We start from the raw sequence: 16,708 nt of genomic DNA on the forward strand, positions 1-16,708 counted from the left end.
TCAGCCCTCCAGACTGCGCGTGACCTGCTCAGATGTGTCGCGTGACAGGCCGGATGCGGCGGCAATGCGTTCGAGCTCAGCCTTCATCATGGCGGCGCGTTTGGGCTCGATCCGGCGCCATTTGCCCAGCGGCGAAACAAACCGAGCCGCTGTTTGCGGGTTGATCGGATCAAGCGCCAGAATGAGGTCAGCGATCAAGCGGTATCCATCACCGCTTGGATCATGGAAACCCGCCGGATTGTCGGCAAAGGCCATGTAGAGCGAGCGCACACGGTTGGGGTTCTTGATCGTGAAGTCGTCATGTTCGGCCAGCGCCTTCACATGATCGATAACATCCGCATGCGGCGCCAGCGCTTGCAGCGTAAACCATTTGTCGATCACCAGATCATTGCCGGTGTAGCGATCAAAAAAGGCCTTAAGCGCATCGGCTCGCTGCGGGCTTTCGATACCGCACAGCACCATCAGCGCGCCTTGACGGTCGGTCATATTGTCCGCTGCATCGAATTGCTGCGCCGCCATACCAGCCGCTTGCTCTGGATCGCTCGCCGCAAGCAGCGCGAGTACCTGAGTCTTAACCTTGCGCGCGCCGCGCCCGGTAGGATCGTCAAAGCCAACCGACGCCGTGCGCGCATAGAGCCCTTCAAGCTCGCGTTTCAGCATTGTGCCGAGCGCAGTCTTCAGCGCCTCTCGCTCGGCATGGATCGCGCCCGGATCAGCTAGACGCGCGCCGCTTGCCATTTGCTCAAACAGATAGGTCTCGCTCGGCAGCAGCATCAGCTCGCCGCGCATATTATCGTCCAGCGCCTCGTCGGTCAGGATTGCGGCCAGCGCATCGCCGATTGCGGTCTTGCCCGCTGCCCGCTGCGTCTCGTCAAGCTCGCCAGAGGCCGCCGCGACGAGATGGCCGACGCTGAGCTGTTGCATCGCCTCGTAGCGCGCAAAGGGATCATCATCATGCGCGGCCAGAAACCCGAGGTCTTCGAGCGGCACGTCATGCTCAATCACCACAGGCGCGGTGTAGCCGCGATTGATCGAGACCACCGGGTCTGGCCCGGCCATTGGCAGGGTAAAGCTCTGCTCACTCTCGGTAAGGACGATCAACTGCTCTTCACCAATCTGGCCTGTAGCGCGGCTGTGCACCGCGACCCGCAGCGGGATGGGCATGGCCTGCTTATCCGGCTGGCCCGGGGTCGGCGGCACGGTTTGTGAGAGCGTCAGAGTAAGGCCATCGCGCGCCGTCTCTTGGCGAACTTTCACGCGCGGCGTGCCAGCTTGGCGGTACCACAGGCGGAACTGCTCCAGATCGAGCCCAGCCCCGTCCTCGATGGATTTGATGAAATCCTCACAGGTCGCCGCCTCGCCGTCGTGACGATTGAAATAGAGGTCAGTCCCGGCCCGGAACCGCTCCAGGCCCGCCATGCTCCGCATCATGCGGATAACCTCGGCGCCTTTGTTGTAGACGGTGGCGGTGTAGAAATTGCTGATTTCGCGGTAGCTGTCCGGGCGAATTGGGTGCGCAAGCGGCCCTGCATCCTCAGGGAATTGGGCGGCGCGCAGGATGCGGACATCTTCGATCCGCTTCACCGCTTCGCCTCGCATATCCTGGCTAAACAGCTGATCGCGCAGCACGGTAAAACCCTCTTTCAAGGACAGCTGAAACCAATCGCGGCAGGTGATCCGGTTACCCGACCAATTGTGGAAATACTCATGCGCGATCACGCCCTCAACGCCGTCATAATCGGCATCAGTGGCGGTGTCGGGATCGGCCAGCACATATTTGGTGTTGAAGACGTTGAGACCTTTGTTCTCCATCGCGCCCATGTTGAAATCTGACACGGCGACGATGTTGTAGAGGTCGAGATCATACTCGCGGCCAAAGGTCTCCTCATCCCATTTCATCGAGTGGTGGAGCGATGCGAGCGCATGGTCTGTGCGGCTAAGGTCTTCCGCGCGGACCCAGATGTTGCACTCAACTTCGCGGCCAGACATCGTCGTGAACGGCGCGGAATTGGCGACCAGATCGCCCGCAACGAGCGCGAAGAGATAGCTCGGTTTGGGCCAGGGGTCGTGCCATTCTGCAAAATGCTGGCCATTCTCGCTTTCGCCCTCGGCCACTTTGTTGCCATTGCACAGCAGAACCGGGAACAGCTCCTTCGGCCCGCTCATATGCACCCAATAGGTTGACAGCACGTCGGGCCGATCTGGGAAGAAAGTGATCCGGCGAAAACCCTCTGCCTCGCATTGAGTGCACAGCATGCCGTTCGAGGCGTACAGCCCCATCAACGTCGTGTTCGCGCTTGGATCGATTTCGGTCTCGATCATGATTGTGTGGCTGTCACCGGGCACCGTCAGGATCAGATCCGGCCCGTCCATCACGTAATCTTCCACCGTCACATCGTCGACGGTAACGCGCGCTGGTGTCAGGCTGTCACCGTTGAGGCGCAACTCGTTGGAGGCCTCAGCAGCAGGATTGCGTTCCACCTTAAAGCTGGCCAGCACCCGTGTCTTTTCGAGGCCGAGATTAAACACGAGCTTGGTTTCAGGAAGCAGCCAAGGGAACGGCTTATAATCTGCGCGCAGGATCACCGGCGGTTCGGCAGGCGTAGCGGGAGCGTCTTCGGGGGCGATGGGGTTGTGTGCGATATCCATACTTGCCTGTTACCCGTTCGTGTCGAGCGAAGTCGAGACACAATCCACATCAGCCTCTCGACTTCGTTCGAGGCGAACGGCAGTAAGGTGTGATGTCAGATCTGTTCATTTTCGGCCTTGGCTACACCGCGAAACGCATAGCGGAGGAAATGCGAACGCGCGGTTGGCAAGTGAACGCCACGGGCAGCGCGGGCAATGTAGATTTTGCGGACCGCGATGCTGTGACGGCAGCGCTGAACCGCGCAAACCATGTGCTTTCTTCCGTCCCGCCGGATCGCAAAGCCGGGCTGGACCCTGTCCTGGACAGCTATGGCCGCGATTTTGGCGAAGCATGGTACGGCTACCTCTCCTCCACCGGCGTTTACGGCGATCAGCAGGGCGCGTGGGTCGATGAAAGCACGCCCCCGATTGCCGAAACCGGCGCAGGCCGCCGCAATGCCCGCGCCGAAGCCGATGCTTTATGGATGAAGCTGGGCGCGCGGGTGTTCCGCTTGCCCGGCATTTATGGGCCGGGTCGCAGCGCGCTGGAGCGCGTGCGCGATGGCCGCGCGCGCCGGATTGATATGCCGAACCAGGTCTTCAGCCGGGTGCATGTCGATGACATCGTCAGCGGCGTGGTTGCCGCGCTCACCAGTGATGCGCCAGCGGGGGCTTACAACCTTGCCGATGATCTCCCCGCGAGCGGCAATGCGGTGACCGAGCATGCCTGCCAATTGCTCGGGATTGACCCGCCCCCTTTGGAGACGCTTGAGGAAGCCAACCTGTCAGAAATGGCGCGCGGATTTTACGCCGAGAACCGCCGGGTCGCGAATGGCAAAGCCAAGCGCGTGCTGGGATGGCAGCCGGAGTATCCGACCTTTGTTGAGGGGCTCAACTCGCTTCTTTGAGCTGCCGGGCGCGCAGCGCGACGACCAATCCCAGCATGGCAAGGGCAGCCCCGCCAGCCGCCATCGCCGTCCATATGTAGCCTTCGAACACGGTCGAGATAATCATCGCGACAACAACCACCAGCACCCCGTTATAAGCGGCCCGACCCGCGCCCAACTCGCGAACAAGCCCGTAATAGATCGGGAAGGTCACAACCGAACCGGCCAGTGCAAGCCATACCGTTCCCAGCCAGTAACTCGCCGAACTGGGAAAGGTCGGCGGCCCGCTGATAGCAAACGCAAGCGCGCCATCCATGACTGTGCCATACAGCATCGCCCATGCGAGCAGCGTCACCAGCTTCACACCATTTCCAGCCGGTCCAGCCTGAATGACGTTCGCAATGGATGCCGACAGCATTGCGATCAGGGCAAGCACAGTCCCGAGCACAACGTCTCCGCCCAGATGCTCCACCGCGCTGCCTTCCAGCGCTTCATTCCACAACAGCAACCCAATCCCCACCAGCGCAATGCCGCTCCCTGCGACGAAGCGCGCGGTTATCGGCTGTTTCAACAACAACCAGCCAAGGATCGCATTGGGCACCAACATCATCCCAATCAGCAAGGCGACAATACCCGAGGTGAGGTGAAGCTCGGCAAGATAGACGAAAGTGTAATTGCCGCAGAATTGGAACAAACCCATGGCCAAGGCGAGCCGGTGCGCGCGCTTCGGCATGCGCAAACCGCCACCCATAAACAGGGCCAGCGCAAACATCGCCGGGGTCGCCAAGGCAAATCGAAATGCGACCGACCAATGCGGCGAAACATCGGTAACCTGCCCGACAATGACAACCCAGGTCGACCCCCAGATAAAGGCGACCAGAAGAAAAGGCAGAGCAATGCGTGGGCGCAACATCGCATGTGGGGGCAATTCACTCATAGAGTGGAGATCATTTTGGCCAATTCTAGCGCATCATCATCGCGGGTGTTCCACGCGGTCACAAAGCGGGCCGCGTCTGCGCCCCAATCGTAGAAGGCAAAGCCCTGCGCGCGCAGCGCGTCTCGCTCAGCCTCGGTCAGACGCACGAACAGCTCATTGGCCTCGACAGCGTGCATCAAGCGATCGCCGCAGGCCCCGGCGATCTCAGCCGCCGCCGCGTTCGCGTGGCTCGCATTCGCCAGCCACAAATCGCCATCGAGCATCGCGAGGATTTGTGCCGCAAGATAGCGACCCTTGCACTGCAAATGCCCTGCGCGTTTGCGGCGATAGCGAACCAGGTCGGCTTGGCTCTTGTCGAACAGCACCACGGCCTCTGCGCCCATGCCGCCGTTTTTGATGAAGCCGAAAGCAAGGCTGTCGACCGGGCCGCATGCCGCACGCGCGGCGTCCTGAGCCGAGCCACCTGCATTCGCCGCAGCATTGGCAAAACGCGCGCCGTCCATATGCAGGCCGAGCTTGCGCGCGGCCGCGAAGTCTTTGAGCGCGGCGAGTTCTTCGCCGGAATAGACGCACCCATATTCGCTCGCCTGTGTGATCGCGATGGCGTGGGCTTGTACCTGATGCACATCATCGCGGATCGGATCGATCAGAGCGGCGATGCCTTCCGGCGTGAGCTTCGCGCCTTCGCCGCCCGCCAGCATCAGCTTCGCACCGTGCAGGTAAAATCCCGGCGCACCGCCTTCGTCGACTTCGATATGCGCCTCTTCATGGCACACGACGCCGCCATGTGGTGCGCACATGGTGGCCAGCGCCAGACAATTGGCCGCCGTGCCCGTGGCGATCCATTCCGCCGCGCATTCGCGCCCAAACAGATCGCTAAAGCGCTCGTCCAGCTGCGCCGACAGCGCGTCGCCATCATAGGGGTTGTCGGCATGATCCGCCGCGCGCATCGCCTCCCACACATTGGGGTGGACCGGCGCGGCATTGTCGGACAGGAAAGGCTTGAGGCTCGTCATTACAAAGCGGCTTTAGTGCGAGCAGCGGACTTGGCAAGAAGGAGCATGGCGAATGACTGACATCACAGATGATCTCACCATTGATCACCACGATACAGACACCGGCGGGAAGTATGTCGCTGAGCTAAAAGTCGAGTCCGCGACCGGATATCTTGAGTGGGAGCCGCGCGGAGAAAATGTGCGCGTCGCCGCCCACACGGTCGTTCCGCGCGCAATTGGCGGGCGCGGCGTGGCGGGCGAATTGGTGAAGCGCTTGATCGCGGATGCACGGGAACAGGGCTTTAAGATCGTGCCGCAATGTTCCTATGTAGCCGCGAAGTTTGAGAAGAACCCCGATTGGAGCGACTTACTCGCTTAGTTTTGGAGCTTTAGCAAAGCCTGCCGTAGCCACCCGCGCCCTCCACCCTTCCACCCGGAGCCTACCGGGACACAATCCGGGTGGAAGGGTGGAGGGCGCGGGTGGCTAGGACCAGATAACTAACCATTCTCAAGCTGAGAGAAGTCCTTGCTCACAATCGTTTCGAGCACGGCGGCGCGGACCTCGCGGGCTCGCTCCAGCGGGACGCCAGAGATCGAAAAACTGCCGCTCAGCCAAGCCGAAATCCAAGCTGGCATAGCCGCGTTTGCGAGCAATCGGGCCTTGGCTGATCTCCACCGAATGCAGTTTCACGCGGTTGGCGATCGTGCTGCTGGGTGAAAACAGCCCGCTGACCGACATGATCTGGCTATCATCGAGCGCATGACGCTTATACTGCCAGGAATAAAACTCCGCAAAGACAAACAACACTGAGAGAACCAGCGGGATCAGCACAAAAAACGGCGGCGCAAAGATCGCCACCGGTATAGCAATAAGCAGAAACACACCGCCATCGATCAGCGCGCCGTCAAAGCGGTATTTCTTCGCGGCCCGGTGCCATTCCGCATCCTCGCTCGGCAGATGAAACCCGGAGGCCTCAACGATTGGCGCGATCTCATCCAGCTGCGCGAACGGGGCAACATCGTGGTTCGATGCGCCCGCATCCTGAGCTAGGCTGATGAATTTGAGGCCATGCCAGCCGAACCGGTAGCGGATGAAGCGCGTACCGATCTTGATGCCCTGCACCCGGTGAACCGGCATCACGACGTCCGTTTTGGTCAGCAGGCCCCGGCGACGCCGAAACCCGCGCGGCGTCTTCTCCAGCAGGAAATCCCATTCGCGCAAAGCCGTTCGAATCAGGCCCGTCGCGATCCCCAAGACGATCAGCGAGAACGCAGCGATGATCCCGCCAACGATCTGCGCACTACGCCCAAGGCTTGAGAGCGCATCGCTTTGCCCGATGAGCCGTTCTTCCCAGGCCTCAAAATCCCACAGATCGAACGGCAGGAGGAATTCAAATTGCTGGGTCAAACCGAACAGGACGGCAACCACAGCGAGCGAGAAACTGAACAAGCCAAAGATGAAAATTCGGCGCGGCCCCATGGTGAAGAGCGCTTCAGCGGTCTCATCCTGCGGGGCCACTTGGGCGGTCACTGCCTCGTTCGCACCTTCCGCCGCCACCGGGGCGGTTTCAGCGGCCCGGCGTTCGCGCACCACTTGGCGCAACCTTTCGCCTTCGTCTTCAGTCAGGAAGGAAAGCGACAAATCCTCACCGCCGCCCGCGCCGGTTTCAAACTTGACCGATACAAGGCCGAACAGGCGGGGCAGCAATTTCTGCTCAAGGCTGACGTCTTGAATGCGCTCAAACGGGACCGAGCGCGCCGTGCGCGACACCAGTCCGCTTTCGACCCGAATGTCTTCAACGCCAACGGTGTAGGTCAGCTTGCGCCAGCTGATATAGCCAAGCGCAAAACTGACCGCGAAGATCAGCGCGGCGAGCCCGAGCGCGATAAGAATGGCGTAATTGCTGCTACTGCTGAAAGCGACAAAGGCCGCGCGGCAGAACCGCGTTCTTGAGCCCGCTTACTACGCCCAAGGCGACGCTGAGCGGGGCGGTGCGCTGAGGCACGATTCCAGCAGCTTGCGTATCTGCAGGCGCGGCGCTTGGCGCACTGGCAGAAGTGCCACTGCCATCGGTGCTCACCTCGCCCGTCACCTCGCCGCTCACATTGTATCCCGCTTGATATGCGCGCGAATATCCTCGCGCATGTCGTCGGCCAGCGCCTTGTTGAGCCCCGGCAAATGCACTGATGCATTGTGGCTGCCCGCCGTGTGTACGGTGAGGGTCGCCAGATCGAAGAACCGTTCAATCGGGCCCTGATCCACATCAATGTGCTGAACCCGGCCAAACGGCACGACCGTGTCAGAATTCCACAAGATCCCGCGCACCACGCGCAGCCGGTCGGCGCTCATATTATATCCGCGCGCCTGAAAGCGGCGCATCGGCACGCGAATGATGAAGATGAGCGAGAGGACCAGCAAAACGCTCATCACAACGCCAGCCGGAATTGGCGTTTCCTCGACAATCGCCGCCTCAAACACCAGCCCGCCGATCAGAACGGGAATGGCCGTGAGCATGGCGGTCAAACGCAGGGCATGGACGTAATTCGGGTGCAGCTGCGTCAGCGCCGCGTCATCATGCGGAGCGACCTCTTGCGCGGCAGGATTAGCGGCCGGTACAGATGTAGCAGGGGTCGGAATTGTATCGGGTGTGTCCATAGTGCCTTAGATGCGCAGTACAGCCGCGCCGCACAAGTCCCAATTACGCCCTTTGATTGAATCGGCGGCCCACCATGGCGCTGGCGATATTGGTCTTTTGCACATCGATTGCGCCGCCTGCGATCCCCCAAGCATAGGCATCGCGCAGCCGCTGCTCCATTCCGTAATCCTTGTGATAGCCATATCCGCCCATCACCTGCATCCCGAGCGCGGCGACATCGCGCACGATCTCATTGGCGTAGCATTTGGCTAGACTGCTCTCATAAACGCTGGGCAGGCCATCGGGATTGCTGGAGGCGTTTACTGCCGCGCGGTGGATGAGCAGACGCGCCGCATCGACCTTCATCGCCATTTCAGCCAGCTTCATCTGTACGGCTTGAAAATCGACGATTGGTTTGCCGAACGCCTCGCGCTCCTGCGTGTATGCGAGTGCTTGCTCCAGCGCCGCCGCCGCAACGCCTAGGCTCTGGGTCGCATTGCCGCAGCGCTCCAGCCCAAATGCGCTCATCAATTTGCCGAAGCCGCCCGCGCCGATAATCACGTTCTCGCCGGGCACTTTCACATCTTCAATCGCATAGTCAGCGGTTGGGATGCCGCGAAAACCCATCAGCTCCTCGCGCTTGCCAAATTGCAGGCCCGGCATGTCTTTTTCGAGCAGGATCGCGCCGATCCCTTTTGCGCCCGGATCATCGGTGAAGCGGCAATAGGTGACGTAATAGTCAGAATGCCCGCCGCCGCTGGTCCAGCGTTTGTAGCCATTGACGACATAACCGTTTCCGTCCGGGACGGCCTTGGTTGTGAGGTCCGTCAACGCCGTTCCGGCATCCGGTTCTGACATCGAAACCGCGACAATTTTCTCGCCCTTGATCACCTCTGGCAGAATGCGCGCCTTCATCTCTGGCGAGCCAAACCGGTCAATCGTGCGCACTGGCCCGGTCAGCGCCTCAAACACTGGAAAGGCGACCGCGTTGGAAACTTGCGCAAATTCCTCCAGCACGATCAGCGCCTCAATATGGCCAAGGCCCAGCCCGCCATATTCCTCCGGCAGATTGACGCCCAGGAACCCCATCTCGCCAAATGTCCGCAGCATTTCCGGCGGCACGGGATAGTCATTGGTCTCCATGTCGCGGGCCAGCTCTGGCAGCTCTGCACGGGCAAATTTGCGCGCAGTGTCCTGCAGCTCGCGCTGCTGATCGGTCAGATTAAAGTCCATGGCTGTCCTCAAAGGCGGTGTTCGCATTCGCCGCTTCCTAGCGCATGAGAGCGGGTCTTGCGCAAGGGAAGCCTCACAAAGACGCGGCCACTTAAAAGAAATCGGTAGACGGCCATCCGCCTCCATCGCCATAGTCCGCCGCATGAGCATTTCTGCAGATTTGAGCGAGCGCAATGCGCTGATCACTGGGGCATCGTCGGGTTTGGGCATGCGCTTTGGCCGGATATTGGCGGCCAGCGGCGCGAATGTTGCGCTTGGCGCGCGGCGCAAGGACCGGCTCGAGGCCTTGGCCAGCGAAATCGGCGATCAGGCTACGCCTATCACGATGGATGTCGAGCGCGAGGCGGATATCATCGCCGGTTATGACGCGGCAGAGGCCGCCTTTGGCACTGTCGACACTGTCATCGCCAACGCCGGAATTGATGGTCAGGGCATGGCGACCGAGCAGGCCGAAGATGAAATAGAACGCACGCTTTCAATTAACCTGAAAGGCGCAATCCTGACCGCGCGCGAAGGGGCAAAGCGGATGATTGAGGCGGGCGTGCCCAATGGCCGGATCGTTATGATCGCCTCCATCACCGCATTTGAAGCCTCGCCGGGACTCGTCGCTTACTCCGCTAGTAAAGCGGGCGTGGTTCAGGCCGCACGCAGCATGGCAAAGGAATGGGCGCGCACCGGCATTTGCGTAAACACTATCTCGCCCGACTACATCCGCACAGACATCAACAACGATTGGTTCGAAACCGATGCTGGCAAACGTCAGGTAAAACGTTTCCCAAAGCAGCGTCTGATGGGCGAAGAGGGCTTGGACCCGGTAATCCTGATGCTCTGCTCAGACGCGGCGCAGTTTATCACCGGCGCGGATTTCGTCCTGGATGACGGGCAGGCGTTGTAGTTTAGCGCAGCGCATCCGCGCCGCGACATCCTCGCTCATTGCGATCATAGATCGCATCGCTGCGGGCGGCCAGGCGGCCTTGCGATCGCCATGCGCCCGAGCTCCGCGACCACGCCACTTATCTTGAACTGTTCGACGCCGCAGGCGTCGCAAGCGCGACTGCGCGCCCACAGACCCGTTGGGGCCCGAGGACATCGCATCCCGGATGGGATGCGGAACACAAATAAAAGAAAATGGTGCCACGAGAGAGAATTGAACTCTCGGCCTCGTCATTACCAATGACGCGCTCTACCACTGAGCTACCGCGGCGCCTGTTCAAGACGCGCGCCTATCGTTGGGTGCGGCGCCAATGTCAAGCGGCGCTTGAACCTGAGGCCCGATATCGGCAAGGCGTTTCGCATGAGTGACACCAAAAGCAACAATCTGTCGCGCGAGGAGCGTTTGGCCGCGAAATTGCGAGAGAATCTGCGCCGCCGCAAAGCGCAAGGACGCGATCTTGCCAGCCCCGCGAGCGAATCGGGCGAAAGCAGGGTTTCCAAGGACGACGCCGGGGGCTAGTGGGTTTGACGTAAATTTATGGGCAACCGGAGCCACCCACTCCCTCCGCCCTTCCACCCGGATCGTATCCGAAAGTGTCCGGGCGGAAGGGCGGAGGGAGCGGGTGGCTCGGAACAGCAAAGCGGAAATCCGGAGAAACACCATCCCTAAGCTTATTCTCGTGCGCCACGGCCAGAGCCAGTGGAACCTGGAGAACCGTTTCACCGGATGGTGGGACGTTGACCTGACAGAGCAAGGCGTTGCCGAGGCCAAAGCCGCAGGCGCGCTGATGCGCGAAAAAGGCGTGGTGTCGACCACCTGCTTCACCTCGCTGCAAACGCGCGCGATCAAAACGCTCAACCTTGCGCTGGAAGAAGCCGGTCTGTTGTGGCTGCCGGTGACCAAGAATTGGCAGCTGAACGAGCGGCATTATGGCGGGCTGACCGGCCTCAACAAACAAGAAACGCGCGACAAGCACGGCGATGAGCAAGTGCATATCTGGCGCCGCAGCTTTGACACGCCGCCCCCGCCGATTGAGCCGGGCAGCGAATATGATCCCGGCGCAGACCCGCGTTATGACGGTATCGATGTGCCTCAGACCGAGAGCCTGAAACTCACGATTGAGCGCGTGCTGCCCTATTGGGAAAGCGCGATCCTGCCGGTGCTGGCCAGCGGCGAGACCGTGATCATTTCCGCGCATGGCAATTCGCTGCGCGCGCTGGTGAAACACCTGTCGAACATTTCAGATGAGGACATCACCGGGCTCGAGATTCCCACCGGCCAGCCAATCATCTATGATTTCGATGATGCCATGGTTCCGGGCGAGCGGTACTATTTGAAGGACAGCTGAGGCGCATATGGCCAAGGATAATACCGGCAAAGTCGCCATCGTCATGGGCAGCCAATCGGATTGGCCCACAATGAAGCGCGCGGCTGACGTTCTCGAAGAGCTGGAAGTGGAGCATGAGGCGCGGATCGTCTCGGCCCACCGCACACCTGACCGGATGGCCGCCTTTGCCAAAGGCGCTGAAGGCGAAGGGTTCGACGTGATTATCGCAGGCGCTGGCGGGGCGGCTCATTTGCCCGGCATGATCGCGGCGATGACGCATCTGCCCGTTCTCGGCGTGCCGGTTCAGTCCAAGGCTCTATCGGGTTGGGACAGCCTTCTCTCAATCGTGCAAATGCCCGCTGGTGTGCCCACCGGAACGCTGGCGATTGGCGAGGCGGGCGCGACCAATTCCGGCCTGCTCGCCGCCAGCATTTTGGCGCTGTCGGACGAAGGCCTCTCTCAGCGGCTGCAAGATTGGCGCGCCGCGCGCAGCGCCGCCGTCACTGAAACGCCGCAGGACTAAAGGGGCGCCATGAGAACGCTTCCTCCCGGCTCGACCATTGGCATTTTGGGCGGCGGTCAGCTGGGCCGAATGCTGGCGGTTGCCGCGCTCCAACTTGGCTATCGCTGCGTCGGCTATGCGCCCAAAGGCGACAATATAGCGCGCGACGTCTGCACGGATTTCTTCGAGAATGACTGGAGCGATACCGCCGCGCTCGCCGCCTTTGCCGCCAAGTGCGATGTGGTGACGTGGGAGTTTGAGAACGTCCCGCTCTCCACGGTGCACGCTTTGCCAGAAACAATGCTGGCCCCCGGACCGAAGGCGCTGGAGGTCGCGCAAGACCGCCTCAATGAAAAGAGCTTCGTCGAAGGGTTCGGCGCGCAGCCCGCCCCGTACAAGCGCGTTGAAGATGATGCGGATTTTGCCCGAGCGCTCGAGATGGTCGGCGCGCCCGGTATCCTTAAGACCGCGCGCGATGGTTATGATGGCAAGGGCCAATGGCGCGTCGCCTCCGCGCATGACGCCGACGGCATCCGCTTCCCCGGTGTCGCCTGCGTCTATGAAGGCATGGTCGATTTTGAAACCGAATTTTCGGTGATCCTCGTGCGCGGATATGATGGCGAGATCCGGTTCTGGGATTCCACCACCAACACCCATGACAGCGGCATGCTGAGCAGTTCCGTCCTGCCCGCTGGCCCGCTGGTCGAGGCGCAGGTTGAGACCGCACGCGGCATCGCCGGGCAGGTCGCCGATGCGCTGAATTACGTCGGTGTCCTAACCCTCGAATTCTTCGCGACGAAGGCTGGCCCGGTGTTCAATGAGATGGCCCCGCGCGTGCACAATTCCGGCCATTGGAGCATCGAGGGCGCGGCCACCAGCCAGTTTGAGAACCACATTCGCGCGATTTGCGGCCTGCCGCTGGGCGGCACCGAAACCCGCTTTGCCAGCATCGAAATGCGCAACATTATCGGCAAAGACGCGCTGGAGGCGCACACTCTGCTGGCCGAGGACGGCGAGCCGCATCTGCACCTCTATGGCAAGGCCGAGGCCCGCGAGGGCCGCAAGATGGGCCATGTCACCCGGGTCAGCCATGAAGCGGGACCGACCAGCGCGTGAGCGAAGAGATATTCCTGATTTATGCCCGCGCCGAAAACGGCACGATTGGCAAGGACGGCAAGCTGCCCTGGCACCTGCCCGCGGACCTTAAGCGGTTCAAGGCGCTGACCATGAACCGCCCGATGATCATGGGGCGCAAGACCTTTGAAAGTCTGCCCGGCCTGCTGCCCGGCCGCCGCCACATTGTTCTGACCCGGCGCGATCGCTGGGACAGCAGCGGCGCAGAGGTGGTGCATTCCATCGACGAAGCGCTGGAGCTGGCCCGCGAAGGCAATGAAACCGGCGAGATCGCCGTGGTTGGCGGCGCGGCGATTTACGACGTCTTTCGCCCGCATGCCGACCGGATCGAAGTTACCGAAATCCACGCAGAATATGCCGGCGACACCTTTATGAAGCCGATTGGCGATGAATGGGGAGTCACCGCCCGCGAAGACTTTCCAGCCGAGGGTGATCACCCGGCCTACTCCTTCCTCACCTATCACCGGCATGGCCGCACGGATACGCAAGGCGCGGACGCATAATGCGCTGGCTCGATCACCGTGAACCTGTGTCCGAGGCGCTGCGCGGTGCGATCATCGCGCTGGGCAATTTCGATGGCTTCCACCGCGGGCATCAGGCGGTGGCGGGTGAGGCGATAGACTGGGCGCACGCCGAAGGTCGCCCTTCGATCATCGCCACATTCGACCCGCATCCGGTGCGCTTTTTCCGCCCCGATGCCCCGCCGTTTCGCTTGACCACACTGGAGCAGCGCCAAGAGCTGTACCTGGGCGCAGGCGCAACTGCGATGCTGGTGTTTCATTTCGATGCGGAGCTGTCCGGCACCAGCGCAGAGGATTTCATCACTGAGATCCTGATCAAGCGCTTTGGCGCGCATGGCGTGGTGACCGGCGGCGACTTTACCTTTGGCAAAGGCGCGAAGGGCAATGTCGATCTGCTGCGCGGCTTTGGCGGCGAGCACGGTCTGGAAAGCCGGATCGTCTCCCCGGTCGAGGGAGAAGGCGCGATTGTCTCCTCCAGCCGCATTCGCGAGGCCTTGCGCGAGGGCCAGCCGGAACTCGCCGCAGAGCTGCTCACCCGCCCCTTCGCGATCCGCGGCATTGTAGAGCACGGGGACAAAAACGGGCGCGAGCTCGGCTATCCCACCGCCAATCTCCATGTCGAAAGCTACTTGCGGCCCAAATACGGTGTCTACGCCGTGACCGGCAAAGTGCTGGCCACCGGCGAAGAGCTCAAAGGCGCGGCGAACATGGGCATCCGTCCTCAGTTTGAACCGCCAAAGGAATTGCTGGAGCCGCATTTCTTCGATTTCTCCGGCGACCTGTATGGTCAGGAAATCGAAATCGCCTTCCACCACTTCCTGCGCGGCGAGGCGAAGTTCGATACGCTCGATGATCTCATCGCTCAGATGGACAAGGATTGCGAGGAAGCGCGAAGGCTTCTAAGCGCGCCGAAAGCGTAGATTAGGCCAACAATGACCGAAGAAACCCAAAAGCGAGATTACAAGGACACCGTCTTCCTGCCGAAGACCGCGTTTCCGATGAAAGCCGGCCTGCCGCAGAAGGAGCCGGGTATTCTCGCGCGCTGGCAGGAGGCAAACCTGTACCGCACCATGCGCGACACCCGCGCCGGTCGCGAGAAGTTCATCCTGCATGATGGCCCGCCCTATGCCAATGGCGACATGCACATCGGCCATGCGCTGAACCACATCCTCAAAGACATGGTGTGCCGCACGCAGAACCTGATGGGCAAGGATGCGCCCTATGTGCCGGGCTGGGATTGCCACGGCCTTCCGATCGAGTGGAAGGTTGAGGAGCTGTACCGCAAGAAAAAGAAGAACAAGGACGAGGTTCCTCCAAAGGAATTCCGCGCCGAATGCCGCGCCTATGCGCAGAAATGGGTCGATGCCCAGCGTGAGCAGCTGAAACGCCTTGGCATCATGGGCGATTGGGACAATCCGTACCTCACCATGGACCCTCAGGCAGAGGGAACGATTGTTGCCGAGCTGATGAAGTTTGTAGAGGCGGGCAACCTCTATCGCGGATCGAAACCGATCATGTGGAGCCCGGTTGAAAAGACCGCTCTGGCCGAGGCGGAGGTCGAATATGAAGACCTGACCGACAGCCCGCAGATTGATGTGGCGTTTGAGATCACGGAATGCCCGAACGTGCCCGAACTGGTCGGCGCGCATGCGGTGATCTGGACAACGACGCCTTGGACGATCCCGGTGAACCAGGCTTTGGCTTACGGGGCAGATGTGCGTTACGTGGTGTTGGAGCCAACAGGAATAAGCCGAACGGGTCGTGGAGGCGATCGCGAACAAGCGTTGGACGATGCATGGCAGCGCGCGTCTGGCGTTCTCGGAAAGCGATTCCTTATCGCCAGCGACTTGCTGCCGGCATTTCAGAAGAGATTGGATGCCGCAGTTGGTGCAGCTGTTATGCTGTCTGGCGTGTCGCGTCATCTTGGCTCCGACCTAGCCGGAACCATCGCCAAACACCCGATGGCGGATCGATTCCCGGACAGCGAATTTTACACCAAGCCGCGCCCCTTCCTTGAGGGCGATTTCGTCACCACCGACAGCGGCACCGGCCTGGTCCATATGTCGCCCGATCACGGCGAGGATGATTTTGAGCTGTGCAAGGCCAACGGCATCAACCCCGTTTTCGCGGTGATGGATGATGGGCGTTATCGCGATGATTGGCCGTGGCTAGGGGCGGATGACCTGGATGCGGACGGCAAGGCGCGCCGCCGCGCTGTCATCAACAAGCCGTTTAACGCACCCGATGGCCCGATCTGCAACGATCTGCGCGAAGCGGGCGCCTTGCTCAGCGCCTCTGCCGATTACGCGCACTCCTATCCGCATTCCTGGCGCTCCAAAGCCAAGGTGATTTATCGCTGCACGCCGCAATGGTTTGTGCCGATGGACAAGGTTTTGGATGACGCAGGACCTTCGGCGCTACATTCTGCGAGCATCGAAGAGATAGAGGCGGCGGCAAAGGACAATGCAGCCTTGTCCGTCACCCCAGCGAAAGCTGGGGTCTCTGGCGACAACTCTCAGACACCCGAGATGCCAGCTTCCGCTGGCATGACGTTGAGAGAAAGGGCCATGTCGGAAATTGAGCGGGTGAACTTCGTCCCGCCCAAGGGCCAGAACCGCATCGGCTCCATGGTCGAGGGGCGCCCCGATTGGGTGCTCAGCCGCCAGCGCGCCTGGGGCGTGCCGATCACGCTCTTTGTGCGACCCGATGGCACCTATCTGCAAGACCCAGAGGTGAACGCGCGCATCGTCGCCGCCGTCACCGCAGAGGGCGTCGATGCCTGGGAAGAGGCCCGCAAAGCCGAATTCCTCGGGGCCAATCACAACCCGGATGACTATGAAATGGTCACCGATATTCTGGACGTATGGTTCGACAGCGGCTGCACCCACGCATTCGTGCTGGGATCGGACCGCTGGCCGGATCTGACCTGGCTCGACCAACCTCTATCTCGAGGGGTCTGACCAGCACCGCGGGT

Annotated in this window: 17 protein-coding genes and 1 tRNA gene; 10 read left to right on the forward strand and 8 right to left on the reverse strand. The window is 61.1% G+C overall.

Annotated features, from left to right (window positions below; translation table 11 throughout):
• Positions 1-2,649 (reverse strand): aminopeptidase N, encoded by a 2,649-nt coding sequence (pepN, locus tag AC0V6U_RS13495; RefSeq protein WP_472643654.1) that lies wholly within the window; start codon positions 2,647-2,649, stop codon positions 1-3.
• A gap of 92 nt (positions 2,650-2,741) precedes the next feature.
• Between pepN and AC0V6U_RS13500 the strand changes: the two genes are divergently transcribed.
• A complete protein-coding gene (locus tag AC0V6U_RS13500; protein ID WP_472643655.1) occupies positions 2,742-3,536 on the forward strand; it encodes a Rossmann-fold NAD(P)-binding domain-containing protein in 795 nt (264 codons plus the stop codon).
• On the opposite strand, the gene AC0V6U_RS13505 is transcribed toward AC0V6U_RS13500, so the two are convergent.
• Both AC0V6U_RS13505 and AC0V6U_RS13510 read right to left on the reverse strand, forming a co-directional pair.
• Positions 3,520-4,452 (reverse strand): DMT family transporter, encoded by a 933-nt coding sequence (locus AC0V6U_RS13505; RefSeq protein WP_472643656.1) that lies wholly within the window; start codon positions 4,450-4,452, stop codon positions 3,520-3,522. The genes AC0V6U_RS13500 and AC0V6U_RS13505 overlap by 17 nt on opposite strands.
• On the reverse strand, positions 4,449-5,468 hold the full coding sequence (locus AC0V6U_RS13510; RefSeq protein WP_472643657.1) for a threonine aldolase family protein: 1,020 nt from the start codon (positions 5,466-5,468) through the stop codon (positions 4,449-4,451). Before AC0V6U_RS13510 ends, AC0V6U_RS13505 begins: the two co-directional genes overlap by 4 nt.
• A gap of 52 nt (positions 5,469-5,520) precedes the next feature.
• Here AC0V6U_RS13510 and AC0V6U_RS13515 point away from each other — a divergent pair, with 52 nt between their 5' ends.
• Positions 5,521-5,826, forward strand: a complete 306-nt coding sequence (locus tag AC0V6U_RS13515) for a GNAT family N-acetyltransferase (protein WP_472643658.1) — start codon at positions 5,521-5,523, stop codon at positions 5,824-5,826.
• A 129-nt stretch (positions 5,827-5,955) separates the two neighbouring features.
• On the opposite strand, the gene AC0V6U_RS13520 is transcribed toward AC0V6U_RS13515, so the two are convergent.
• The 4 genes from AC0V6U_RS13520 to AC0V6U_RS13535 form a co-directional block, all read right to left on the reverse strand.
• A complete protein-coding gene (locus tag AC0V6U_RS13520) occupies positions 5,956-7,218 on the reverse strand; it encodes a PH domain-containing protein (protein WP_472643659.1) in 1,263 nt (420 codons plus the stop codon).
• Positions 7,219-7,354: 136 nt separating this feature from the next.
• Complete coding sequence (locus AC0V6U_RS13525; RefSeq protein WP_472643660.1) at positions 7,355-7,552, reverse strand: hypothetical protein; 198 nt, start codon at positions 7,550-7,552, stop codon at positions 7,355-7,357.
• Positions 7,549-8,103 carry a PH domain-containing protein gene (locus AC0V6U_RS13530; protein ID WP_472643661.1) on the reverse strand — a complete coding sequence of 185 codons (555 nt, stop codon included), beginning with the start codon at positions 8,101-8,103 and terminating at the stop codon, positions 7,549-7,551. Before AC0V6U_RS13530 ends, AC0V6U_RS13525 begins: the two co-directional genes overlap by 4 nt.
• 43 nt (positions 8,104-8,146) lie before the next feature.
• Positions 8,147-9,316 (reverse strand): acyl-CoA dehydrogenase family protein, encoded by a 1,170-nt coding sequence (locus AC0V6U_RS13535; protein WP_472643662.1) that lies wholly within the window; start codon positions 9,314-9,316, stop codon positions 8,147-8,149.
• A 142-nt stretch (positions 9,317-9,458) separates the two neighbouring features.
• Here AC0V6U_RS13535 and AC0V6U_RS13540 point away from each other — a divergent pair, with 142 nt between their 5' ends.
• Positions 9,459-10,211, forward strand: a complete 753-nt coding sequence (locus tag AC0V6U_RS13540) for an SDR family NAD(P)-dependent oxidoreductase (protein ID WP_472643663.1) — start codon at positions 9,459-9,461, stop codon at positions 10,209-10,211.
• Positions 10,212-10,445: 234 nt separating this feature from the next.
• On the opposite strand, the gene AC0V6U_RS13545 is transcribed toward AC0V6U_RS13540, so the two are convergent.
• Positions 10,446-10,520, reverse strand: a tRNA-Thr gene (locus AC0V6U_RS13545).
• A 90-nt stretch (positions 10,521-10,610) separates the two neighbouring features.
• On the opposite strand from AC0V6U_RS13545, the gene AC0V6U_RS13550 reads away from it, so the two are divergent.
• The 7 genes from AC0V6U_RS13550 to AC0V6U_RS13580 all read left to right on the forward strand — a co-directional run bounded on the left by AC0V6U_RS13550 (position 10,611) and on the right by AC0V6U_RS13580 (position 16,694).
• Entirely contained in the window at positions 10,611-10,769 is a 159-nt protein-coding gene (locus AC0V6U_RS13550) for a hypothetical protein (RefSeq protein ID WP_472643664.1), read from the forward strand.
• Positions 10,770-10,911: 142 nt separating this feature from the next.
• Positions 10,912-11,598 carry a 2,3-diphosphoglycerate-dependent phosphoglycerate mutase gene (gene gpmA / locus AC0V6U_RS13555; protein ID WP_472645771.1) on the forward strand — a complete coding sequence of 229 codons (687 nt, stop codon included), beginning with the start codon at positions 10,912-10,914 and terminating at the stop codon, positions 11,596-11,598.
• A 7-nt stretch (positions 11,599-11,605) separates the two neighbouring features.
• Entirely contained in the window at positions 11,606-12,100 is a 495-nt protein-coding gene (purE, locus tag AC0V6U_RS13560; protein WP_472643665.1) for a 5-(carboxyamino)imidazole ribonucleotide mutase, read from the forward strand.
• Between the two features lie 9 nt (positions 12,101-12,109).
• Positions 12,110-13,195, forward strand: coding sequence for a 5-(carboxyamino)imidazole ribonucleotide synthase (locus tag AC0V6U_RS13565; RefSeq protein WP_472643666.1), 1,086 nt, complete (start codon positions 12,110-12,112; stop codon positions 13,193-13,195).
• Positions 13,192-13,716, forward strand: coding sequence for a dihydrofolate reductase (locus AC0V6U_RS13570; protein WP_472643667.1), 525 nt, complete (start codon positions 13,192-13,194; stop codon positions 13,714-13,716). Before AC0V6U_RS13565 ends, AC0V6U_RS13570 begins: the two co-directional genes overlap by 4 nt.
• Positions 13,716-14,654 (forward strand): bifunctional riboflavin kinase/FAD synthetase, encoded by a 939-nt coding sequence (locus tag AC0V6U_RS13575; RefSeq protein WP_472643668.1) that lies wholly within the window; start codon positions 13,716-13,718, stop codon positions 14,652-14,654. Before AC0V6U_RS13570 ends, AC0V6U_RS13575 begins: the two co-directional genes overlap by 1 nt.
• Positions 14,655-14,666: 12 nt before the next feature.
• Positions 14,667-16,694: an isoleucine--tRNA ligase gene (locus AC0V6U_RS13580; RefSeq protein WP_472643669.1), complete on the forward strand. Its 2,028-nt coding sequence runs from the start codon at positions 14,667-14,669 to the stop codon at positions 16,692-16,694.
• The last annotated feature ends 14 nt before the right edge of the window (positions 16,695-16,708 follow it).

Source organism: Erythrobacter sp. W36 (assembly GCF_057364935.1).